Raw genomic sequence first — 21,037 nt, 5'->3', positions numbered from 1 at the left:
GGAGCCCGCACAGCACCCGGGACACCGCGTCCGCGAGGCCGCTACCAGGCGACCGGCAGCCGCTCGGGCAGCCGCTTGACGAAGCCCGTACGCCACACCAGGTTCTCCGCAGGCACGGCGAGCCGCAGCCCCGGCAGCCGCTCCACCAGCACCTCCAGCGCGGTCTCGGCGTGCGCCCGGGCCGGCGCCGAGGCGGGGCAGAAGTGCCGGCCGGCACCGAAGGCCAGGTGGGACCCCGCGTCCACCCGCTCCAGGTCCAGCTCCTCGGGACGCTCGAAGGCCGCCGGGTCGAAGTTGGCCCCCTCCAGCAGGACGAGCACCAGCTCGCCCTCCTTCACCAGGACCTCCCCGACCCGCACGTCCGCCAGCGCGATCCGCGGCAGGCCGTCCCCGACGGACAGGTTCCACCGCAGCAGTTCCTCGACGGCCGCGCCCATGCGCTCCGGACGCCCGCGCAGGTAACCGATCAGCTCGGGCCGCCGGAGCAGCGCCAGGACCGCGAGGACCAGGAAGGCGGAGGTGGAGACCGCCCCCGCGCCGAACAGGGAGACGGCGACGGTCGCGAACATCTCGTCCGTCAGGTGCGCCGATCCGGGGTCGGCCTCGCGCAGGCCGGCGAAGGCGCCGAGGAGCCCCGTACGCTCCTCGGCGGGGAGCGCCAGCTGCGCCCGGAACCGGTCGGCGAAGTAGCCGACGTCCTTGTACCAGTTGAGCGCCGAGTCGGCGAACGGTTCGCGGGCGGTCATGAACGCGACGTCCAGCCCCGACATCAGCCGGCGCCAGTCCTCGAACGGCACCCCCAGCACCCGGCAGTGCAGGGCCGCGGAGAAGGGGTCGGCGAAGCCGGCCCGGAGGTCGGCCGGGCCCCCTTCGGCGACGACCGCGTCCAGCAGCTCCCCGGCCTTGGCGCGCAGCGCCTCCCGCAGGCCCGGACGGCGCGGGCTGAGCGCCCTCATCACCGCGTCGCGCAGGCCCGCGCCGTTGATGCCGCCCATGTTGTCGACGACCTCCGGCGGGATCGTCAGCGCGTACTGGCGGGGCACCCCGGCGGCCGCGGTGTCCTTGAGGCTGAAGCGCCCGTCCTCCAGCACCCGCTTGGCCAGCGCGTGGCTGCTCACCAGCCAGGCCGGGTCCCCGGTGAGGGTGCGGACCCGGGCGACGGGCGCCTTCTCGCGCAGCCAGGCGCACTCCTGCGGCACGACGTCGCCGCGCCGGGAGAGCGGGAAGTCGAGCAGGGGCTGCTCCGGGGTCCCGACGCCCTCAGGCCGCTCGGTGCTCATCGGCGCTCCCTTCGGTGGTGGCCGCCGGCGCGGTGGTGCCGTCGGCGGGGGCGGTCCCGGGGCGTACGACTGCGTACGCCTGGTTGCGGGTCGCCCGCAGGCCCCCGCCCCGGGCGAAGAGGACGTCGGTCATCGGCATCCTGACGTGGTACGCGGCCACGGAGGACGGCACGTCGAGAATGCTGGGGGTGTCGATGAAGAACGGCAGCTCGGCCGCCAGGTAGTCGAAACAGGCCCGCAACTGGGAATCCGACATGGATTCACCCTGGGGCAACTTCGACCCCACGAAATGCAGGGCCATTTCCTCGCATCCCTTGCGGAATGCGTCATCGGTCTCCAGGAAATGCAGTACGCGCCTGTGCAGCAGTTGGTAGACGGGGTTCGACTGGAACTCGGAAAGCGCCCTCACCCGTATCTCGGCGTGCTGCGGGCCCGAATCCTCGACGCCTTTGATGATCCTGCGGCGGACCGCCTTGATCTCCTTCGAGGCGCGCCGGCTCGCGTGCTCCGGGGTGTAGCCGAAGGCGGCGAACATCCGGTCAACGTGGAGGTCCGCGTAGACGAAGTCGACCTGTGCGAACCGGGTCACGGCCCACCGGGCGAGACTGGACACGCGCGCGGCGCTGAAGTAGCCGTTGCCGGGGCTCACGCCTATGAGCACATGGTCGCCGTCTTCCCAGATATGGCGGCAGGTACGGGTGAAGGGCAGAACTTCGAATGATGCGTCGGCTGTGATCGTCACCTGTGATCGCCCTTGTTTGCCGCATGTCCCTGGGAGCCCTGCGCTCCTGGTGTGGCGGCAATGCCCGGTACGTTATGCCGTGGTGCCGGAGCGTGACAAGTGGTAGGCGGACCTGTTGGGTGGAATTCTCGATTCCGTCCATCCGGCGAGCTGTTCCGGCGGCTTACGCACGGGTAATTGAATATGTTTCTGCCGCCCGAACGGGACCCGCGGGAGCCTCCGGCGCCCCGGGCCGCTACCCTGAGCCGGTCAAGAAGCACCGAGAAGGGGTGGACCCAGTGGCTGACATCGAGAGCGCACGGGCGACGTTCGACAAGTTCGACGTGAACGGTGACGGCTTCGTCACGGCCGACGAGTACAGCGCGGCCATGAAGGCGATGGGTGACCACTACGTCACCGCCGCGATCGCGGACTCCGTGATCGCCGCCAAGGACAGCGACGGCGACAAGCTGATGAGCTTCGACGAGTTCTGGGCCTCCCTGAACAAGTAAGCGCGGCGCGTCACAAGTAAGCGCGGCGCGTCCGCCTCCGCCCCGCCCGCCGGGGCGGGGGCGCGTCAGGCCCCGCCCTGCGGCGCCCCGTTCTCCGGCGCCCCGCCCTGCGGCGCCTCGGCCCGCGCCGGTCGCTCCGCTCCGGAGAGCGCCTCCGTCTCCGACAGGGCCTCGACCTCCGACAGGGCCTCCTCCAGCCAGCTCAGCCAGAAGCCCTCCAGGGCGATGCCGCCGCGCAGCACGAGCCGGCGCAACCGGTCCGCGGACGCGTCCCGCTCCGCCGGGAAGTCCTTCGCCTCGATGGCCTCGTACGTGGCCAACTGCGCCCGGTGCAGTTCCAGATGGCGCCGCAGCTCCGGCCCCAGCCCCTGCGGCCCGACCACCGCCGCCGCCCGGATCCGCAGCAGCAGCGCGTCCCGCACCGGCTTCGGGTCCTGGCTCTCGTCCACCCACCGCGCCAGCTCCGCGCGGCCGTCGGGCAGCACCTCGTACTCCTTCTTCTGCCCGCGCACCGGCACCTCGCTGGGCAGGGCGCGGATCAGCCCGGCCTCCTCCAGCCGCCCCAGCTCGCGGTAGATCTGCTGGTGCGTCGAGGACCAGAAGTAGCCGATCGACTTGTCGAACCGCCGCGTCAGCTCCAGCCCCGACGAGGGCTTCTCCATCAGGGCGGTGAGGATGGCGTGCGGCAGCGACATGCCGCCATCGTAGGTGTGCGCGAGGTGTGGGCAATCGTCCCGCAGGGCGGTACGGGTGGGCACACCGGGACATCCCGCCCGGCAGGGCAACCCCGCCCCACCGGGCCCCCGCTCACAGCTCGGCCCCTGCGAGGGCCCGGCTCACCCCAGTGAGGCGAGCTCTTCCGGGGTGCGCGGCCCCGGTGCCCCGTCCGGCAGCATCCCCTTCGCCCGCAGGAACGCGGCGACCACTGGGGACCAGGCCGACCGCAACCCCGCCGCCGCCAGCAGCTCGGGATCCGCCAGCAGGATCCCGGCAGGCCCTACCCGGATCCCCGACGGGGTCAGTACGGCCGCGTCGTCGGCCCAGCGCACCGCGAGGTCCACGTCGTGGGTGGCCATGACGACCGTGGTGCCGGCCGCCCGCAGCCCGGCGAGGACGTCCAGGAGCCGTTCCTGCCCGTCCGGGTCGAGGCCGGCCGTCGGCTCGTCCAGGATCAGCACCCGCGGGGCCATCGCCACCGCGCCCGCGATCGCCGCGCGCTTGCGCTGCCCGTACGACAGCAGGTGCGTCGGGCGGTCCCGCAGCGCGGTGATGTCCAGCGCGGCCAGCGCGCCGTCCACCCGCTCGCGGACCTCCGCCGCGGGCAGCCCCAGGTTCATCGGGCCGAAGGACACGTCCTGCTCCACGGAGGCCGCGAAGAGCTGGTCGTCCGGGTCCTGCACCACCAGCTGCACCGAGGTGCGCAGCCGGACCAGGCCCTTGCGGTCGTACGCCACCTCCGCGCCGCCGAGCCGCAGCGACCCCGGGCCGGGCCGCAGGCCCCCGCTCAGCAGCCGCATCAGCGTGGTCTTGCCGCTGCCGTTGCGGCCCAGCAGCACCAGCGCGCGGCCCTCGGCGATGCCGAAGTCCACCCCCGACAGCACGGCCGGGCCGTCCTCGTACGCGTACCCCGCGCCCACCAGCTCCACCAACGGGGTCACAGCCACAGCTCCTTCAGTACGAGGGTCCCCGCGACCAGGGCGGTCAGCAGGGCGGCGGACCCCGTCAGGAACCGCCAGGACAGCGTCGCTTCGGGCACGAGCACCCGCAGCGCGCCGTCGTATCCGCGCCCCGCCAGCCCCTCCTGGAGCCGGGCCGCACGGTCGAAGGCCCGGACGAACGAGGTCGCCGCGAGCCCGGCCAGCGAACGCCACACCGCCGCCCGGCCCGTCTGTCCGAGCCGGGCCGCCTGGGCGCGCCGGACCTGCGCCATCGAGTCCAGCAGCAGGAAGCCGATCCGGTACATCACCAGGGCCACGTCCACCACCGGCGCCGGCACCCCGGCCCGCACCAGCCGCGGCAGCACGTCCGAGACCGGTGTCGTGAAGGCGAACAGCAGCACCCCGAGCGAGGCCGCCGAGGTGCGCAGCAGCAGCTCCACCGCGTGCCGGGGGCCGTCCGGGGCCGGGGCGAGGAACCCGTCCGGGCCGCCCACCGACACCAGCAGCGGCAGCGCCCCGGTCACGCAGAAGCCCAGCGGGACCCGGAAGGCCCGCCACAGCTGCCGCCCGGCGACCCCGGCCGGCCCGAGCAGCACGGCGAGGGTCGCGGCGGCCACCAGCGGCCCGCCCGGCCAGGGCGGCAGGCACACCGCGGTGACGGTGAGCCCGAGACCCAGCAGGGCCTTCTCCAGGGGGTGGCGGCCCCGCCAGCGGCTGGAGTGGGCCGCCACGTCGATCGGCAGCACCGCCTACGACTCCCGGGCCGGGCGGTCCGGCCCGGCCTCCGCGGCCGCGGCCTCGGGGGCCGCAGCCTGGGCGAGGGCCTGCGCCGCGCCCTGGCGGCGGCCCTTGCGGATGCCGAAGTAGTAGGCGAGCACGCCCGCCCCGAGGGCCGCCTGGAGGGCGAACAGCGCGGACTCGACCTCGCCCGAGGGGGGCTCGTACAGCGGGGAGAACCAGGGCTCGTAGTCCGGCTTCAGCTCGGTGATGGCCGCCTCGGCCTGCGCGTCGGCGCCGGCGAACGGCTCCTCCTTGCCGTCGCCGAGGCCCAGCGCGAGCGGGATCACGGCCAGGGCCGCCACCAGGAGCAGCAGCAGGGAGTTGATCTTCGCGTTCCTGCTCATCAGAGGGCCGCCTCCGGCTCCGCCTGCTTGCCGCCGGTCAGCTTCGCGACCCCGAGCCGGACCAGGTCCGACTTGCTGGACTGCATCAGCAGCCGCATCACGAGCACCGTCAGCAGGCCCTCGCTGATCGCGAGCGGGATCTGGGTGAGGGCGAAGATGCCCGCGAACTTCTCCAGGGAGCCGAGGAAGCCGCTCGCCGGGTCGGGGAAGGCCAGCGCCAGCTGGACGGAGGTGACGCAGTAGGTGACCAGGTCGGCGAAGAACGCGCCGAAGAACACGGTCACCATCAGCGGCGCGCCGGACTTCCGCAGCAGCCGGTAGACGCCGTAGCCGGCCCAGGGTCCGGCGATGGCCATCGAGAAGACGTTGGCGCCCAGCGTGGTCAGCCCGCCGTGGGCCAGCAGCAGCGCCTGGAAGAGCAGGGTGATCGTGCCGAGCACCGCCATGATCGGCGGCCGGAAGAGGATGGCGCCGAGCCCCGTTCCCGTCGGGTGCGAACAACTGCCCGTCACGGAAGGGATCTTCAGGGCGGACAGCACGAACGTGAACGCCCCGGACGCCCCGAGCAGCAGCGTGCTCTCCGGGTTCGACCTGACCTCGCGGGTCAGCGCGCGGACGCCGTGGACGACGAAGGGGGCGGACGCGGCGCCCCAGGCGACCGCGTGCCATGGGGGCAGGAACCCCTCGGCTATATGCATGGGTTGGGAGACCTCTCCAGCACCTCGTGGATGGACGACGCGCCCCGGCCGGTCTCCTGGCTCACGGGTGCTGATGCCCTGGCTCCGCCTTCCCGGGCCCGTGCGGTCTCCCACGCGGGCCCAGTGGCTTCCCGCGGTGGGGGCACCTCCCGGACGGAGTCTGGGGGAGGGTGGAGCCGGACTTCCCGATCACAGTGGCGAGGGCCGCACCGGTTTTCCACCGGTTTCCCGAACACCAAGGCCAGACGACCCTAGTCGCCCGCACGGACCGTCACAACCCGGACCGATCCGGCCACCCGGCGCCCGCCCCGCCACCCGCCCCGCCGCGCACCCGGACGGGCCAGGCCCGCTGGCCGGCCCGCGCGGCGCCCGGCACGGTGGAGGACATGGCCGCCGACGACAGCCCCCGGTACGAGGACCTCTCCGCCGTCTACGTCAACTGCACCCTCAAACGCTCGCCCGAGACCAGCAACACGGAGGGACTGATCGCGCGGAGCCGGGCCGTCATGGAATCGGCCGGCGCCCGCACCTCGCTGATCCGCGCCGTCGACCACGACATCGCCACCGGCGTCTGGCCGGACATGACCGACCACGGCTGGGAGAGCGACCAGTGGCCGGTCCTCTACAGCCAGATCATGGACGCCGACATCCTGGTGCTGTGCGGCCCGATCTGGCTCGGGGACAACAGCTCCGTCATGAAGCGGGTCATCGAGCGGCTCTACGCCTGCTCCTCCCTGCTGAACGAGCAGGGCCAGTACGCCTACTACGGGCGCGTCGGCGGAGCGCTGATCACGGGCAACGAGGACGGCGTCAAGCACTGCGCGATGAACGTCCTCTACAGCCTCCAGCACCTCGGCTACGCGATCCCGCCCCAGGCCGACGCGGGCTGGATCGGCGAGGCCGGCCCCGGCCCCTCCTACCTGGACCCGGGCTCGGGCGGTCCCGAGAACGACTTCACCAACCGGAACACCACGTTCATGTCGTGGAACCTGATGCACCTGGCGGCGCTCCTCAAGCGCGCCGGGGGCATGCCGGCCCACGGCAACCAGCGCTCCCTCTGGGACGCCGGCTGCCGTTTCGACTTCCCCAACCCCGAGCACCGCTAGCCGGGCGGCTCCGGGGCCGTCATCGGGTCAGCAGGTGTTGGGGTGCGGGAAGTCCACCACGAGCCGCTCGGGCGAGTGCAGGACGGAGGTCTTCCAGGTCGGCTGGGTGTCGAAGGCGGCGCCGAAGGTCACGTACCCCTCGTAGTCGCCGGTCATGGCCATGCCCTTGAGCTTGCTGAGGTAGATCTTCTGGAGCCGGGGCCCCTGGTAGACGTTCTGCCCGGCGTCGTTGTGCCCGGCGGCCGGGTGCAGGCGGATCTCCAGGAAGTACTTCCCGGCCAGCGGGACGGGCTGTCCCGACCCGTCGTAGACGAGCTCGGACACGGGAGTGACGGTGACCGGGGGCACGTAGCCCTGGAGGTCGATCACGAGCCGGTCGTACGTGCAGTGCCCGCCCCAGCGGGCATTGACGACGAGCGGCGTCTGGGTGCGGGTGGTCGTGGTGGCTGCGGAGGCCGGCGACGCGGAGAGCGCGAGCCCGGCGGTGAGCAGGGCACCCGTGGCGATGGCCACGATCCGGCGGCGGTGCGGGTGACGCATGATGTCTCCCCGGTTCCGTGAGACGGGGACTTGCCTGTCATCTCATAAGACAGCGCCGGGCCGCGACCGGTTCCACGGGACCCCGCCCCGCGTCAGAACGTGAGCAGCGCGCTCAGCTCCGCGTCCAGGTCGTAGTGGCGCCGCTCCTGCCCGCGCGGCACCAGCTCCGTCATCCGCCGGCACAGCTCGCGCACGTCCTTGGCGCGGGCGGAGACCACGCAGCTCTGTTCGCCGTTGCTGAAGCCGAGCAGGACGCGCGGCTCCGAGCCGCTCCAGCGCGGCCACACCTGTATGTCGCCCTCGCCGGTGGCGGCGGTCTGCCCGTCGAGCAGCAGCTCCCGCGAGAACACCCACCGGGCGAGGTGCGTCCCGGCGCCCCGGAAGTCGACGGCCACCTCGTACGGGCGGTCCGTGCGGTAGACGAACCGGCCGGTCAGCGGCACGGACAGGGGGGCGGCTTCCAGCCTCAGCGGCAGGAGTCTCTGTTCGGTGATGGTGGCCATCGGCGGCTGCCTCTCGTCGCGCGTGGGGTCTTCCCGCGCCCCTCCCGGCACGCTATCCCCGGCCCGGGGCCGCGCCGCCGGGCCGAAGGTCCCGAGGCGCCGGGCCGCAGGGCCTCTTTTCGGCCACCGCGTGCACCGCGGGCCACGCGTCGCGGGCAGGCGCCGGGGGCACGCGCCACAGGCATGCGCCACAGGCATGCGTCACAGGCATGCGTCACAGGCATGCGAAGGGCCCGCCCTCCGGGGGGAGGGCGGGCCCGGTGGCGCGCTGCGGCGGGGCCGCGCGGCCGGCCGCTACGGGAGCGGGTTGTAGATCAGCGAGTCGTGGTTGTTGGACTGGCCGATCGCGGTGAAGCCGGAGCCGTTGGCCTGGGCGCCGTTGTTCTGGTTCGACGCCCCGAAGCCCGACGCGACCTGCTGCGCGGTGGAGGAGTTGCCGAGGTTGCTGCCGCCGACGCCGCTGCCGAGGATCCCGGCGAGGGCCGCGTTCGAGGCGGTGCCGGCGGCGCCGGCACCGTTGTCCGCCTGGGCCGTGCCCGTGAAGAGCGCGGCGGCGAGGGGGAGCGATGCGAGCGCCGCCATCACGCGGATGCTGCGGATGCCTGCCATGGTGAAGCCTCCAGTACGCAAAACAGCAAGGGGGTAAGGCGGTTGGCCGACCGCCCGGGGGTGACGCGACGTCGTGTGACCAGACTGGCGCACGTGATCATCGAGAAACCAGCCCGGACCGGCTTCTTCCCTCGCAAGCGTGATCATCCCGGTCCAAACCCCGAACCGGGGATCATTTGCGCACTTCTCGGATCAGCACTCGATGACGTTGACCGCGAGCCCGCCGCGTGCCGTCTCCTTGTACTTGATCTTCATGTCGGCGCCCGTCTCCTTCATGGTCTTGATGACCTTGTCGAGGGAGACCTTGTGGCTGCCGTCGCCGCGCATCGCCATCTTCGCGGCGGTGACGGCCTTGACGGCGGCCATGCCGTTGCGCTCGATGCAGGGGATCTGGACCAGGCCGCCGACCGGGTCGCAGGTAAGGCCGAGGTTGTGCTCCATGCCGATCTCGGCGGCGTTCTCGACCTGCTCCGGGGTGCCGCCCAGCACCTCGGCGAGGGCGCCCGCGGCCATCGAGCAGGCGGAGCCCACCTCGCCCTGGCAGCCGACCTCGGCGCCGGAGATCGAGGCGTTCTCCTTGAAGAGCATGCCGATCGCGCCCGCGGCCAGCAGGAAGCGGACCACGCCGTCCTCGTCCGCGCCGGGCACGAAGTTCACGTAGTAGTGCAGGACGGCCGGCAGGACGCCCGCGGCACCGTTGGTGGGGGCGGTGACGACCCGGCCGCCCGCCGCGTTCTCCTCGTTGACGGCCATCGCGTAGATCGTCGTCCACTCGCTGCGGTGCATCATCGGGTCGCCCTCGGTGCGCAGCTGGCGCGCCGTGGACGCGGCACGGCGCTTGACGCGCAGGCCGCCCGGGAGGATGCCCTCGCGGGACATGCCGCGCGAGACGCAGGACTGCATGACGCGCCAGATCTCCAGGAGGCCCTCGCGGATCTCCTCCTCGGTGCGCCAGGCCTTCTCGTTCTCCAGCATCAGGGAGGAGATCGACAGGCCGGTCTCGTTCGCCAGGCGCAGCATCTCGTCACCGGAGCGGAAGGGGTACTTCAGCACGGTGTCGTCGAGCTTGATCCGGTCCTCGCCGACCGCGTCCTCGTCCACGACGAAGCCGCCGCCGACCGAGTAGTACGTCTTCTCCAGCAGCGGGGCGCCGGCGGCGTCGTACGCGAAGAGGGTCATGCCGTTCGCGTGGTACGGCAGCGAGCGGCGGCGGTGCAGGATCAGCTGGCTCGGCTCGTCGAAGTCGATCTCGTGGGCACCGCCTATCTCCGTGCCCAGCAGCCGCAGCTTGCCGCTCTTGCGGATGCGCTCCACCTCGTCGTCGGCGGTCTCGACGTCCACGGTGCGGGGGGAGTGGCCCTCCAGGCCCAGCAGGACCGCCTTGGGCGTGCCGTGCCCGTGGCCGGTCGCGCCGAGCGAGCCGAAGAGCTCCGCCCGCACGGAGGCGGTCTGGGCGAGGACGCCGTCCTTCTTCAGCCGCGTCACGAACATGCGCGCCGCGCGCATCGGGCCGACCGTGTGGGAGGAGGACGGGCCGATGCCGATGGAGAAGAGGTCGAAGACGGAGATGGCCACTGGCGGACTCCCTTGTCTGCTCGTGGGGTGGGGAGGGGGCAGGGGTGTGGTGATCAAGACGGGAGGATCTGCGGATTTTGTCCGGCAGACGAGCGTAACGCGTGGAGATGAACGGTTCGCCTCCCGGACGCGGCCGCCGGGCGTGAGCCGGATCGCGTTCCGGTGCCGGGACGGCCCGGGAGGGCCCGCCGGGGGCCGTGACGGCCTTCAGGGGGTGTGCGTGCCGCCGGGGAGTACCCGTACGGGTGCGGGCGGTCATGAAAAGGGCCCGGCCTTGTGGGTACAAGGCCGGGCCCCCGAGCCGTGCCTAGAGCGACGGGTACAGCGGGAACTTCGCGGCCAGGGCCGAGACGCGCGCCTTGAGGTCGGCGGCGTCGTAGCTCGGCTTCAGCGCCTGCGCGATGATCTCGGCGACCTCGGTGAAGGCCTCGGCGTCGAAACCGCGGGTCGCCAGGGCCGGCGTACCGATCCGCAGGCCCGAGGTGACCATCGGGGGGCGCGGGTCGTTCGGGATGGCGTTGCGGTTGACCGTGATGCCGACCTCGTGGAGGCGGTCCTCGGCCTGCTGGCCGTCCAGCTCCGAGTTGCGCAGGTCGACCAGGACCAGGTGCACGTCGGTGCCGCCGGTGAGGACGTCCACGCCCACGGCCTTGACGTCGTCCTGGACCAGGCGGGCGGCGAGGATCTTCGCGCCCTCCAGGGTCCGCTCCTGGCGCTCCTTGAACTCCGGCGAGGCCGCGATCTTGAAGGAGACGGCCTTGGCCGCGATCACGTGCTCCAGCGGACCGCCCTGCTGGCCCGGGAAGACCGCGGAGTTGATCTTCTTGGCCAGCTCCTGCGTCGACAGGATGACACCGCCGCGCGGACCGCCGAGGGTCTTGTGCGTGGTGGTGGTCACGACGTGGGCGTGCGGCACCGGGTTCGGGTGCAGGCCCGCGGCGACCAGGCCCGCGAAGTGGGCCATGTCGACCATCAGGTACGCGCCGACCTCGTCCGCGATCCGGCGGAACGCGGCGAAGTCCAGCTGGCGCGGGTACGCGGACCAGCCGGCGACGATCAGCTGCGGCTTGGACTCCTTGGCGAGGCGCTCGACCTCGGCCATGTCGACCTGGCCGGACTCGTCGACGTGGTACGGGACCACGTTGTAGAGCTTGCCGGAGAAGTTGATCTTCATGCCGTGGGTCAGGTGACCGCCGTGGGCCAGGTTCAGGCCCATGATCGTGTCGCCCGGCTTCAGCAGCGCGAACATCGCGGCGGCGTTGGCCTGCGCACCCGAGTGCGGCTGGACGTTCGCGGCCTCGGCGCCGAACAGCGCCTTGATGCGGTCGATCGCGATCTGCTCGACCACGTCGACGTGCTCGCAGCCGCCGTAGTAGCGGCGGCCCGGGTAGCCCTCGGCGTACTTGTTGGTCAGGACCGAGCCCTGGGCCTCCATGACGGCGACCGGAGCGAAGTTCTCCGACGCGATCATTTCCAGGGTCGACTGCTGGCGCACGAGCTCCGCGTCGACGGCGGCGGCGACGTCGGGGTCGAGCTCGTGGAGGGGGGTGTTCAGAACGGACATTCAGGGCCCCTGGGGTGTCAGTTGTCGGAGTGGGTGAGCGCGGCGTACTCGTCGGCGGTGAGCGCGTCCTTCGGCTCCTCCGACAGGCGCACCTTGAACAGCCAGCCACCCTCGAACGGGGCGGAGTTCACCAGCGACGGGTCGTCCACGACGTCCTGGTTGAACTCGGTGATCTCACCGGAGACGGGGGAGTACAGGTCGCTGACCGACTTGGTCGACTCCAGCTCGCCACAGGTCTCGCCCTCGGTGACGGTCTCGCCGACCTCGGGGAGCTGGGCGTAGACGACGTCACCGAGCGCGTTGGCCGCGAACTCCGTGATGCCGACCGTCGCGACGCCGTCCTCGACGGCCGACAGCCACTCGTGCTCCTTGGTGTAACGCAGCTGCTGGGGGTTGCTCATGACCTGATTCTCCTGGATGCGGGGAGGTGGATACGAACGGTGGTCTTGCGTGCTGAGACGGGGGGACCCGGTACGAGGGTTACTTCTGCCGCTTGTAGAAGGGCAGGGCCACGACCTCGTACGGCTCATGCGTACCGCGAATGTCGACGCCGACGCCGGAGGTGCCGGGCGCGGCGTGCTCCGCGTCGACGTACGCCATCGCGATCGGCTTGCCCAGCGTCGGGGACGGGGCACCGGAGGTCACCTCGCCGATGACCTCGCCGCCCGCGACCACGGGGAAGCCGGCGCGCGGGACGCGGCGGCCCTCGGCGACCAGGCCGACCAGCTTGCGCGGCGGCTTGGTGGCGGCGACCTCGGCGGCGGCCTCCAGGGCGGCGCGGCCGACGAAGTCGCCCTCCTTCTCGAACTTCACGACCCGGCCCAGCCCGGCGTCGAAGGGGGTGAGCGCGGTGGTCAGCTCGTGCCCGTACAGCGGCATGCCCGCCTCCAGGCGCAGCGTGTCGCGGCAGGACAGGCCGGCCGGCACCAGGCCCGCGTCCGCGCCCGCCTCGGTCAGCGCCTGCCACAGCGCCACGGCGTGCTCGGGGGAGACGAACAGCTCGAAGCCGTCCTCGCCGGTGTAACCGGTACGGGCGATCAGCGCGGGCACGCCCGCGACGGTGCCCGGCAGGCCCGCGTAGTACTTCAGGCCGTCCAGGTCGGCGTCCGTGAGGGACTTCAGGATGCCGGGGGACTCCGGGCCCTGGACGGCGATCAGCGCGTACGCGTCACGGTCGTCGCGGACCTCGGTCTCGAAGCCGGCGGCGCGCTCGGTGAGCGCGTCCAGCACGACCTGGGCGTTGGAGGCGTTGGCGACGACCATGTACTCGGTCTCGCCGAGGCGGTAGACGATCAGGTCGTCGAGGATCCCGCCGTCCTCCTGGCAGATGTGCGTGTAGCGGGCGCGGCCGACGCCGACGGTGGAGATGTTCCCGACGAGCGCGTAGTCCAGCGCCTTCACGGCCTCCGGGCCGGTCAGGGTGATCTCGCCCATGTGGGAGAGGTCGAACAGGCCGGCCTTGGTGCGCACGGCGTTGTGCTCGTCGCGCTCGCTGGCGTAGCGCAGCGGCATGTCCCAGCCCGCGAAGTCGGTCATGGTCGCACCGAGCGAGCGGTGCAGCGCGTCGAGCGCGGTCAGACGGGGGGCAGTGCTCATGGGTGTGGCTCCCGGGTCCCAGGGCATGACATGACGAGGAGGTTCCTCCCCATCTGTCATCGGAACCTGAGAGGTTCGCCGAGAGTTCCCGGAGGGGGAACGCCGACTTGCACCTTGGGTGGAGCACGCGCCGGGCGGCCGTCGGGGACGGACGCGGCGGGGCTCGCTTTTCAGATCTGCCTCATCCACGCGGTACGGGGCCTGAGAGATTCAAGGGAGGAACTTGCTCCTTCGGCGCCCGGGCACGGCCTCGCGGCCTGCCGGGACTCTCCCGCGCGGATTCAAGCGGCCGGTATGCAGTTTGGTGTCCAGATGGCGCACATCATTGCACGGGACGGGCGGGAGAGGGCAGTGGGGCCCGGAAGAACGTGCGGTCCGGACGGGCCCGGCCGTCCGCGCTGTGGAACGCCCGGCCGCAACCGGGGCCGTCGGATTACCGTCTCTTTACATTCAGTGGGCATGGGGCCCTCGCGGCCCGATTCGGGGGAGACGATCACTGTGCGCAGACTCGGAGTGGCTACGACTACAGGCGCGGTCGGGGCGGTCCCGGAGCAGCGGGGCGCCGCCCGGTCCGCCGCGGGCGGCGGCCCGGTCCGTGACCTGCGCGGACAGTCCGCGCGCCCGCACCGGCTGAGCTACGCCGCCGGGGACATCGTGGTGGTGTCCGGGCTGCCCGGCGGCGGCAAGAGCACCCTGATCAAACGGGCCGCCGAAGCCGGCGTCGACTCGCAGGACACCCGCGAGCGCTGGGAGCGCCGCATGCCGTCCGGCCTGCCGTACGCGGTGTACCGGCCGCTGGTCCGCGCCGCGCACTACGGGGGGCTGTGGCGCGAGCTGCGCTCCGGCGCCTCTGTGGTGGTGCACGACTGCGGCACCCAGCCGTGGGTGCGGGGGCTGCTGGCGGCCGTCGCCCGGCGGCGCGGGCGGGGGCTGCACCTGCTGCTGCTGGACACCACCCCCGAGGAGGCGCTGTCCGGGCAGGCCGTCCGCGGGCGACGGGTGTCCGCGTACGCCTTCGCCCGGCACCGGGGGGCCGTCTCCCGCCTGCTGCGCTCCGCGGAAGCCGGACGCCCCCCGCGGGGCTGCGCCTCGGTCACCCTCCTGGACCGCCCGTCGGCTGCCGCCGTCACCCGGATCACGTTCGGCCCCTGACCCCGCCCGGGACACTCGCCGCTGCGCGGGCTGGATTCGCGCAGCGAATATGCAGCCCCGCCGGCGTTTGAGGCGCTGGGGGTCCCCCCAGCGGTAGCTGGGGGAGGGTCTGGGGGCGGAGCCCCCAGGGAACGGGCGAAGGGCGGGTAGGGGACCGGCCCCGCGCAGCGGCCGACCACCCGCACCCGCCCCGCCGGCCCCGGCCCCGGCCCCGATAGCCTCGGGGCCACACGGCGCGGAACCACACGGAGGCACGGGCACATGCAGGCGCAAGGCAACGGCTGGCCGGCGAACGAGTTGGAGCAGGTGCTCGGGACGGCGCTCGGCCGGCCGGACGCGGGCCCGCGGATCATGGACGCGCTCGGCCGCAGCCAGGTCTGGGTCCCGCTCCCCAATGGCGGCGGGCCCGACAGCGCCTCCCTCGACCTCCCCACGATGCTGATCGACGGCGCGGCGTACGTCCCCGTCTACAGTTCCGAGGCGCAGTTCCGCTTCGCCGCCGGCCCCGCCATGGACTTCGCCGTGGCCCCCGCCGTCGAGTTCGCCCGCGGCCTGCCCCCGCAGCTCGGCATCGCCCTGAACCCCGAGGGCGCCGTCGGGGTCCCGCTGCCCCCGGCCGCCGTCGCCGAGCTGTGCCGCACCGGCCGCACCGAGCTCGACGGTCCGGCCTCCGGCGCCCGCGTCCGGCTGTTCGAGCCCGACTGGCAGGACGACCCGGTCGACTTCCTCGCCGCCGCGGCCGAGGAGTTCCGGGCCACCGGAGCCGTCGCCGCCGCCCACCGCTGCCTCGCCAGCGTCGAGGGCGGCGAGCCCCAGCTCTACATCGGCGTCCGCCTGGTGGGATGGGATCCCGAGGCGCGGAACGCCCCGCTGGAGGCGCTCGGCCGCGCCCTGGCCCGCGTACCGGCGCCCTGGCCGGTGCAGTTGATCCTGCTGGACGCCGCCGAGGACCCGGTCACGGAGTGGATTCGTGAGCGCGTACGCCCCTTCTACCTCCCGTAGCGCCGCTTAAGCTGGTCGGGACGTGTGGACGACGGGCGGACGAAGACGAAGAGGGGTACCGGGTGAGTGCGTCAGGCACGGCCGCGGCCGGGCAGGTCGAGCACATGCTGCGCCAGGTGACTCCCGGGCGCTATGAGGGCTACGAGTCATTCCTGCACGCCCTCGCCGAGGGCAGGCTGTGGATGCTCCTGTGGCAGGGGCAGCCGGGCTCGCCGGACGCCCAGTACGGCGGCATGGAGGTCGAGGGGCTGGGCTACGCCCCCTGCGTGACCTCCCCGCAGGAGCTGGCCGCGAGCGGCTGGAACCGCGGCTACGAGGTGGTCACGGGCCGGGACATCGCCCGCGCCCTCTACCCGGACCGCTGGGGGCTGTGGGTCAACCCGCACGCCCAGGGCGGCGGCCTCGGCATCCCCTGGGCCGACCTGCGCCGGGTCGCCACCGGCCTGGACCGGATGCCGGCGGGGCCGCTGCGGCTGTCCGAGCCCGCCCTGGAGCTCCCGCAGTTCTACGGGCTGCTGACCCAGCACGCGCACCGCACGCCGGCCGTGAGGTCGCTGCGCCGCGCCTGGGTGCAGCCCTCGCTCGGGTCCGCGTACCTCGCGGTGGGGCTCGACCTGTACGACGCCTCGGCGCCCGCGCTGGAATCCGTACGGGAGATGATGCGCCAGTCGGTCGGCGCCGTGCCCGAGGGGGTTCCGGTGTGCACGGTCGCGCTCGCGGACGAGCACGACCCGGTGGCGATGTGGCTGCGTGCGCAGACGCGGCCCTTCTACGACCGCGAGGGGCAGGCCGCCGCCTACTGAGCCGCCCCCGCGGGCGCCGCGCGGGCGTTCCGGGGCCTTTCCCCGAGCTTCCTACAGGGACTTCCGGGGTGCGCCCGCACTCTGGGACGACCCCCTCCGACGGACATCAGGCCGCCGGGAACCACGGTTCCCGGCGGCCTTCGTCTTGTCCGGATATCGCCGCAGGTGGGCGCCCAATTGGCGCACTAGACCCCGGAGTTGGCTGTGATGTCCGTTTGCGTACCGAACGGACGGTCTTGCTCCGCTGAGCCGTGAGCGGAGTCCGGATAACGGGAACCCCGGCCTCAGATCACGGTTGCGCATCCATTCATCTGCGGGTCTGGCGGCTGGTCGAGCGCCCGATGAAGACTCCCCACCCAAGAGCCGGTCAGTCCTCCAGGACGCGGTTCGGCACGTGGACTTCGCCGCTCGTCCCGACACGGCGCTTCCGCACTTCCCGCACCTCAGCTGCACCGCACCGCACGCACCGCACCCTGCTCCACCCACAGCACGGCCGCACTGCCAGCACCTCGCACCTCGTACGCGTTCACGTGCCCCGAGCACTGGAACGCCACTCCGCACCAACGCCGCCACAGCGGCGGGCATGGGCCGACCCACCCGTCGGCCGAGAGGGGTCCCCACCACGATGACGGCACCACTGCACGACACGGACGCGGAAACACCCGCACCCGTGTCCGTAGCCGACGTCCCTGCCAAGGCCATCGAAGGCCGCTCGCCCGGCCGCATCGCCTGGATGCGGCTCAAGCGCGACAAGGTCGCGCTGACCGGCGGCGTGATCGTGATCCTCCTGATCCTGGTGGCGGTCTTCGCGCCGCTGATCGTGAACCTGCTGGGCCACGACCCCAACGAGTTCCACGAGGACATGATCGACCCGGACCTGGGCACGCCGCTCGGCTCCTTCGGCGGCATCAGCTCCGACTTCCTGCTGGGCGTCGAACCCACCAACGGACGCGACGTGTTCAGCCGGATCGTCTACGGCGCCCGCATCTCGCTGGTCGTCGCCTTCCTGGCGGCCTTCGTCTCGGTCGTCCTCGGCAGCCTGCTGGGCGCCCTCGCCGGCTTCCTCGGCGGCTGGGTGGACGGGGTCATCAGCCGCCTGATGGACCTGCTGCTGGCCTTCCCGCAGCTGCTGTTCACCATCGCCCTGGTCTCGGTGGTCCCCAACTCCGTGTGGGGCTTCGAGGGTTCGGGCGTCCGGATGGGCGTGCTCATCCTGGTCATCGGCTTCTTCGGCTGGCCGTACATCGGCCGCATCGTCCGCGGCCAGACGATCTCGCTGCGCGAACGCGAGTACGTCGAGGCGGCCCGCAGCCTCGGAGCCGGCCGCGGCTACATCCTCCTCAAGGAGCTGCTGCCGAACCTGGTCGCGCCGATCCTCGTCTACGCCACGCTGATCATCCCGACCAACATCCTGACCGAAGCGGCCCTCAGCTTCCTGGGCGCCGGCGTCAAGCCGCCCACCGCTTCCTGGGGAAAGATGCTCTCCGACGCCGTCCCCATCTACCAGGACGACCCCATGTACATGGTGGTTCCCGGTATGACGATCTTCATCACCGTCCTGGCGTTCAACCTCTTCGGGGACGGGCTGCGTGACGCACTCGACCCCAAGGGCAGCTGAACCGCTTCTTCGATTCACCACCTATGGAGGTTGGACAACCGTGACCCGCAGAAAGCAGGCCCTCGCGATCGCCGCCGTGATCGCCGCCCTCTCGATGACCGCCGCGTGCGGTGACAACGGGGCCAAGAAGGACGACAAGGCCGACGGCGACAGCGGCAAGGGCTACAGCGGTGCCGCCACCGCCGTGATCAACCCCTCCGACGCCAAGGGCGGCGAGCTCAAGCTCTGGTCCCCGCAGGACGTCGACTACCTCGACCCGGCGCGCGCCTACTACGGCTTCGTCTGGAACATGCAGCGCCTCTACGTGCGCAGCCTGCTGGCCTACGACGCCAAGCCGGGCAAGGACGGCACGAAGGTCGTCCCCGACCTCGCCGAGGCCCTGCCGGTCATCAGCAACGACGGCAAGACCTACACCCTGAAGCTCAAGGACGGGGTGAAGTTCGAGGACGGTACGCCGATCACCTCGAAGGACATCAAGTACGGCGTCGAGCGCGTCTTCGCGCAGGACGTCCTGTCCGGCGGTCCGACCTACCTGATCGACCTCCTGGACCAGGGCCAGAAGTACCCCGGCCCGTACAAGGACACCGACCCGAACAAGATGGGTCTGAAGACCGTCGAGACGCCGGACGACAAGACGATCGTCTTCAACCTGGCGAGCGCGAACTCCGACTTCAGCTACCTGCTGGCCATGCCGTCCTCCTCGCCGGTCCCGGCGGGCAAGGACACGGGCGCCACGTACACCAACAAGCCCATCTCCACGGGCCCCTACAAGGTCGAGAGCTTCACCGCCGGCAAGGGCGCGACCTTCGTCCGGAACGAGAACTGGGACCCGAAGACGGACCCGATCCGCAAGGGTCTGCCGGACAAGGTCTCCTTCACGGTCACCACCAACCCGGACGACATGGACCAGCGCCTGCTCTCCGGCGACATCGACATGGCCGTCGACGGCACCGGTGTCCAGCAGGCCGCGAAGAACAAGATCCTCAAGGACGAGAAGCTCAAGGCCAACGCGGACAACCCGTTCACGGGCTACATCCGCTACTTCGCCTTCCCGCAGACCGTCGCGCCGTTCGACAACATCGAGTGCCGCAAGGCCGTCATCTACGCGGCCGACCCGAAGTCCCTGCAGACCGCCCGCGGCGGCCCGACCAGCGGTGACCTCGGTGCGAACATGCTGCCGGCCGGCGTCCCCGGCTCGGACAAGAGCTACGACCCCTTCGGCCTGACGAAGGGCAAGCCGCAGGAGGCCAAGGCCAAGGAGGCCCTCAAGGCCTGTGGCAAGCCCGACGGCTTCGAGACCGTCATCGCCGTGCGCAACAACCGCGCCCCCGAGGTGAAGACGGCCGAGTCCCTGCAGGCCTCGCTCGCCAAGGTCGGCATCAAGGCGACGATCGACCAGTTCGACGGCAAGCTCTCCTCCTCCACGATCGGTTCGCCCGAGAACGTGAAGAAGAAGGGCTACGGCATCATCGTCATGGGCTGGGGCGCCGACTACAACTCCGGCGCGGGCTTCCTGCAGCCGCTGGTCGACGGATCGTTCATCCTGCCGAACGGCAACAACAACTACACCGAGGTCAACGACAGCGAGATCAACGGCCTGTTCGACAAGGCCGCTGCCGCCGCCACCCCCGAGGCCGCCGCTCCGTTCTACGGAGAGATCAACAAGAAGGTCATGGACAAGGCGCTCTACCTGCCGATCAACTTCGACAAGGCGCTCGTCTACCACAACCCGCGCCTGACGAACGTCTTCTTCAACGAGTCCTTCGGCAAGATCGACCTCGCCACCGTGGGCATCAAGCAGTAGCAGCAGGCGGCCCGGCAGACCGCCGGGCACGCAACAGCAACTCAGCACGTTAGTAAGTGCCTTCACCGCACATGCGCTAGTCCGAAGGGCAGGTGAAGGCCGCAGGCGCTGGCCGCCGCCCCCACGAGGGGCGGCGGCCACCAGCCCCGGGCGGCCGACTGCAGTGCTCGTCTACCTCATACGGCGGCTGTTCAACGTCGCCGCCACGCTGCTGGTGGTCTCCGTGGTCACCTTCGGCATCTTCTTCGCGGTCCCGAAGCTGACCGGCAGCGATCCCGCGCTCATGTACGCCGGCCGGGAGACCAACGAGACCGCCCTGGCGGGCATCCGCGTGAAAATGGGCTTCGACAAGCCCATCTCCGAGCAGTACCTGCTCTTCGTCAAGGGCATCTTCGCCGGCCGCGACTACGACGGCGGCACCGAGATCACCCACTGTGCGGCCCCCTGCTTCGGCTACTCCTTCAAGACCGAGGCGCCCGTCTGGGAAACCATGATGGACCGCATCCCGGTCACCCTCTCGCTCGCCCTCGGCGCGGCCGTGATCTGGGTGATCGCCGGCGTGGCCACGGGCGTGATCTCCGCACTCAAACGCCGCACCGCCATCGACCGCACCGTCATGGTCGGCGCGCTCGCCGGCGTCTCCCTGCCGATCTTCTTCACCGGCATGGTGGCCCCCGCGATCCTGGTCTACAGCCTCGGCTGGCTGGACGTCTCCAACTACCAACCCCTGACCGAGGATCCGCTGGCCTGGCTCAACAGCATGATCCTGCCCTGGGTCACCCTGGCCTTCCTCTTCGCCGCCACCTACGCCCGCATCACCCGGGCGACCATGCTCGAGGTCCTCGGCGAGGACTACATCCGCACCGCCCGAGCCAAGGGCCTCAAGGAGTCCGTGGTCATCCGCAAGCACGCCCTGCGCTCCACGCTCACCCCGGTCGTCACCATGTTCGGCCTGGACCTCGGCGGCCTCCTCGGCGGCGCGGTGCTCACCGAGACCACCTTCAACTTCCAGGGCCTGGGCACGGCAGCGGTGGCCGCCATCAGCGCCGGCGACCTTCCCGTGATCATGGGCGTCACCCTGCTCGCCGCCCTGTTCGTGGTCCTCGCCAACCTGATCGTGGACCTGCTGTACGTCGTCATCGACCCGCGCGTGAGGCTGACGTGACCAAGAA

22 protein-coding genes and 2 riboswitches are annotated in these 21,037 nt (G+C 71.6%); of the genes, 8 read left to right on the top strand and 14 right to left on the bottom strand.

Annotated features, from left to right (window positions below):
* Nucleotides 1–41: 41 nt before the first annotated feature.
* Together OG553_RS09155 and OG553_RS09150 are read right to left on the bottom strand one after the other, a co-directional pair.
* A complete protein-coding gene (locus OG553_RS09155) occupies nucleotides 42–1,280 on the bottom strand; it encodes a cytochrome P450 (protein ID WP_405978509.1) in 1,239 nt (412 codons plus the stop codon).
* Entirely contained in the window at nucleotides 1,261–2,022 is a 762-nt protein-coding gene (locus OG553_RS09150; protein WP_405978508.1) for a tRNA-dependent cyclodipeptide synthase, read from the bottom strand. Before OG553_RS09150 ends, OG553_RS09155 begins: the two co-directional genes overlap by 20 nt.
* Nucleotides 2,023–2,300: 278 nt before the next feature.
* Here OG553_RS09150 and OG553_RS09145 point away from each other — a divergent pair, with 278 nt between their 5' ends.
* Nucleotides 2,301–2,513, top strand: a complete 213-nt coding sequence (locus OG553_RS09145; RefSeq protein WP_405978507.1) for an EF-hand domain-containing protein — start codon at nucleotides 2,301–2,303, stop codon at nucleotides 2,511–2,513.
* A gap of 65 nt (nucleotides 2,514–2,578) precedes the next feature.
* Here OG553_RS09145 and OG553_RS09140 read toward each other — a convergent pair whose 3' ends face one another.
* The 5 genes from OG553_RS09140 to OG553_RS09120 all read right to left on the bottom strand — a co-directional run bounded on the left by OG553_RS09140 (nucleotide 2,579) and on the right by OG553_RS09120 (nucleotide 5,993).
* A complete protein-coding gene (locus tag OG553_RS09140) occupies nucleotides 2,579–3,208 on the bottom strand; it encodes a PadR family transcriptional regulator (RefSeq protein ID WP_405978506.1) in 630 nt (209 codons plus the stop codon).
* A 141-nt stretch (nucleotides 3,209–3,349) separates the two neighbouring features.
* Complete coding sequence (locus OG553_RS09135) at nucleotides 3,350–4,177, bottom strand: ATP-binding cassette domain-containing protein (RefSeq protein WP_405978505.1); 828 nt, start codon at nucleotides 4,175–4,177, stop codon at nucleotides 3,350–3,352.
* Entirely contained in the window at nucleotides 4,168–4,917 is a 750-nt protein-coding gene (gene cbiQ / locus OG553_RS09130) for a cobalt ECF transporter T component CbiQ (protein WP_405978504.1), read from the bottom strand. Before cbiQ ends, OG553_RS09135 begins: the two co-directional genes overlap by 10 nt.
* Nucleotides 4,918–4,920: 3 nt before the next feature.
* Nucleotides 4,921–5,295, bottom strand: coding sequence for an energy-coupling factor ABC transporter substrate-binding protein (locus tag OG553_RS09125; RefSeq protein WP_405978503.1), 375 nt, complete (start codon nucleotides 5,293–5,295; stop codon nucleotides 4,921–4,923).
* Nucleotides 5,295–5,993 carry an energy-coupling factor ABC transporter permease gene (locus OG553_RS09120; protein WP_405978502.1) on the bottom strand — a complete coding sequence of 233 codons (699 nt, stop codon included), beginning with the start codon at nucleotides 5,991–5,993 and terminating at the stop codon, nucleotides 5,295–5,297. Before OG553_RS09120 ends, OG553_RS09125 begins: the two co-directional genes overlap by 1 nt.
* Nucleotides 5,994–6,021: 28 nt before the next feature.
* Nucleotides 6,022–6,248: riboswitch (cobalamin riboswitch) on the bottom strand.
* Between the two features lie 131 nt (nucleotides 6,249–6,379).
* Here OG553_RS09120 and OG553_RS09115 point away from each other — a divergent pair.
* Entirely contained in the window at nucleotides 6,380–7,099 is a 720-nt protein-coding gene (locus OG553_RS09115; RefSeq protein WP_405978501.1) for a flavodoxin family protein, read from the top strand.
* A 27-nt stretch (nucleotides 7,100–7,126) separates the two neighbouring features.
* On the opposite strand, the gene OG553_RS09110 is transcribed toward OG553_RS09115, so the two are convergent.
* From OG553_RS09110 to gcvT, 7 genes are all read right to left on the bottom strand, one after another.
* On the bottom strand, nucleotides 7,127–7,639 hold the full coding sequence (locus tag OG553_RS09110; protein WP_405978500.1) for a hypothetical protein: 513 nt from the start codon (nucleotides 7,637–7,639) through the stop codon (nucleotides 7,127–7,129).
* Nucleotides 7,640–7,731: 92 nt separating this feature from the next.
* Nucleotides 7,732–8,142, bottom strand: coding sequence for an SsgA family sporulation/cell division regulator (locus OG553_RS09105; RefSeq protein ID WP_405978499.1), 411 nt, complete (start codon nucleotides 8,140–8,142; stop codon nucleotides 7,732–7,734).
* A gap of 294 nt (nucleotides 8,143–8,436) precedes the next feature.
* Complete coding sequence (locus tag OG553_RS09100) at nucleotides 8,437–8,751, bottom strand: hypothetical protein (RefSeq protein WP_401251109.1); 315 nt, start codon at nucleotides 8,749–8,751, stop codon at nucleotides 8,437–8,439.
* 192 nt (nucleotides 8,752–8,943) lie between these two features.
* On the bottom strand, nucleotides 8,944–10,326 hold the full coding sequence (locus tag OG553_RS09095) for an L-serine ammonia-lyase (RefSeq protein ID WP_405978498.1): 1,383 nt from the start codon (nucleotides 10,324–10,326) through the stop codon (nucleotides 8,944–8,946).
* Between the two features lie 307 nt (nucleotides 10,327–10,633).
* A complete protein-coding gene (gene glyA / locus OG553_RS09090; protein WP_405978497.1) occupies nucleotides 10,634–11,890 on the bottom strand; it encodes a serine hydroxymethyltransferase in 1,257 nt (418 codons plus the stop codon).
* Between the two features lie 17 nt (nucleotides 11,891–11,907).
* Entirely contained in the window at nucleotides 11,908–12,291 is a 384-nt protein-coding gene (gene gcvH, locus OG553_RS09085; RefSeq protein ID WP_405978496.1) for a glycine cleavage system protein GcvH, read from the bottom strand.
* A 79-nt stretch (nucleotides 12,292–12,370) separates the two neighbouring features.
* On the bottom strand, nucleotides 12,371–13,486 hold the full coding sequence (gene gcvT / locus OG553_RS09080) for a glycine cleavage system aminomethyltransferase GcvT (RefSeq protein ID WP_405978495.1): 1,116 nt from the start codon (nucleotides 13,484–13,486) through the stop codon (nucleotides 12,371–12,373).
* 180 nt (nucleotides 13,487–13,666) lie between these two features.
* A riboswitch (glycine riboswitch) is annotated at nucleotides 13,667–13,770 on the bottom strand.
* 208 nt (nucleotides 13,771–13,978) lie between these two features.
* On the opposite strand from gcvT, the gene OG553_RS09075 reads away from it, so the two are divergent.
* The 6 genes from OG553_RS09075 (at nucleotide 13,979) to OG553_RS09050 (ending at nucleotide 21,030) form a co-directional block, all read left to right on the top strand.
* A complete protein-coding gene (locus tag OG553_RS09075) occupies nucleotides 13,979–14,638 on the top strand; it encodes an AAA family ATPase (RefSeq protein ID WP_405982997.1) in 660 nt (219 codons plus the stop codon).
* Nucleotides 14,639–14,899: 261 nt separating this feature from the next.
* Nucleotides 14,900–15,640: an enhanced serine sensitivity protein SseB gene (locus OG553_RS09070; RefSeq protein WP_405978494.1), complete on the top strand. Its 741-nt coding sequence runs from the start codon at nucleotides 14,900–14,902 to the stop codon at nucleotides 15,638–15,640.
* 62 nt (nucleotides 15,641–15,702) lie between these two features.
* Complete coding sequence (locus tag OG553_RS09065; RefSeq protein ID WP_405978493.1) at nucleotides 15,703–16,443, top strand: enhanced serine sensitivity protein SseB C-terminal domain-containing protein; 741 nt, start codon at nucleotides 15,703–15,705, stop codon at nucleotides 16,441–16,443.
* Nucleotides 16,444–17,068: 625 nt separating this feature from the next.
* Entirely contained in the window at nucleotides 17,069–18,061 is a 993-nt protein-coding gene (locus tag OG553_RS09060; RefSeq protein ID WP_405978492.1) for an ABC transporter permease, read from the top strand.
* A gap of 94 nt (nucleotides 18,062–18,155) precedes the next feature.
* Complete coding sequence (locus OG553_RS09055) at nucleotides 18,156–19,865, top strand: ABC transporter substrate-binding protein (protein ID WP_405982996.1); 1,710 nt, start codon at nucleotides 18,156–18,158, stop codon at nucleotides 19,863–19,865.
* A 163-nt stretch (nucleotides 19,866–20,028) separates the two neighbouring features.
* A complete protein-coding gene (locus OG553_RS09050) occupies nucleotides 20,029–21,030 on the top strand; it encodes an ABC transporter permease (protein ID WP_405978491.1) in 1,002 nt (333 codons plus the stop codon).
* Nucleotides 21,031–21,037 lie beyond the last annotated feature (7 nt).

Source organism: Streptomyces sp. NBC_00158 (genome assembly GCF_045160885.1).
Taxonomy (GTDB): Bacteria; Actinomycetota; Actinomycetes; order Streptomycetales; family Streptomycetaceae; genus Streptomyces.
The sequence above is the reverse complement of the archived record's forward strand: the minus strand, read 5'-3'. Positions and strand labels throughout refer to the sequence as shown.

Bases quoted from the DNA above. Each gene is read 5' to 3' on its own strand.
- OG553_RS09155 (WP_405978509.1), bottom strand. From the start codon at position 1,280: ATGAGCACCGAGCGGCCTGAGGGCGTCGGGACCCCGGAGCAGCCCCTG.
- OG553_RS09140 (WP_405978506.1), bottom strand. From the start codon at position 3,208: ATGTCGCTGCCGCACGCCATCCTCACCGCCCTGATGGAGAAGCCCTCG.
- OG553_RS09125 (WP_405978503.1), bottom strand. From the start codon at position 5,295: ATGAGCAGGAACGCGAAGATCAACTCCCTGCTGCTGCTCCTGGTGGCG.
- OG553_RS09120 (WP_405978502.1), bottom strand. From the start codon at position 5,993: ATGCATATAGCCGAGGGGTTCCTGCCCCCATGGCACGCGGTCGCCTGG.
- OG553_RS09115 (WP_405978501.1), top strand. From the start codon at position 6,380: ATGGCCGCCGACGACAGCCCCCGGTACGAGGACCTCTCCGCCGTCTAC.
- OG553_RS09110 (WP_405978500.1), bottom strand. From the start codon at position 7,639: ATGCGTCACCCGCACCGCCGCCGGATCGTGGCCATCGCCACGGGTGCC.
- OG553_RS09105 (WP_405978499.1), bottom strand. From the start codon at position 8,142: ATGGCCACCATCACCGAACAGAGACTCCTGCCGCTGAGGCTGGAAGCC.
- OG553_RS09100 (WP_401251109.1), bottom strand. From the start codon at position 8,751: ATGGCAGGCATCCGCAGCATCCGCGTGATGGCGGCGCTCGCATCGCTC.
- glyA (WP_405978497.1), bottom strand. From the start codon at position 11,890: ATGTCCGTTCTGAACACCCCCCTCCACGAGCTCGACCCCGACGTCGCC.
- gcvH (WP_405978496.1), bottom strand. From the start codon at position 12,291: ATGAGCAACCCCCAGCAGCTGCGTTACACCAAGGAGCACGAGTGGCTG.
- gcvT (WP_405978495.1), bottom strand. From the start codon at position 13,486: ATGAGCACTGCCCCCCGTCTGACCGCGCTCGACGCGCTGCACCGCTCG.
- OG553_RS09070 (WP_405978494.1), top strand. From the start codon at position 14,900: ATGCAGGCGCAAGGCAACGGCTGGCCGGCGAACGAGTTGGAGCAGGTG.
- OG553_RS09060 (WP_405978492.1), top strand. From the start codon at position 17,069: ATGACGGCACCACTGCACGACACGGACGCGGAAACACCCGCACCCGTG.
- OG553_RS09055 (WP_405982996.1), top strand. From the start codon at position 18,156: ATGACCGCCGCGTGCGGTGACAACGGGGCCAAGAAGGACGACAAGGCC.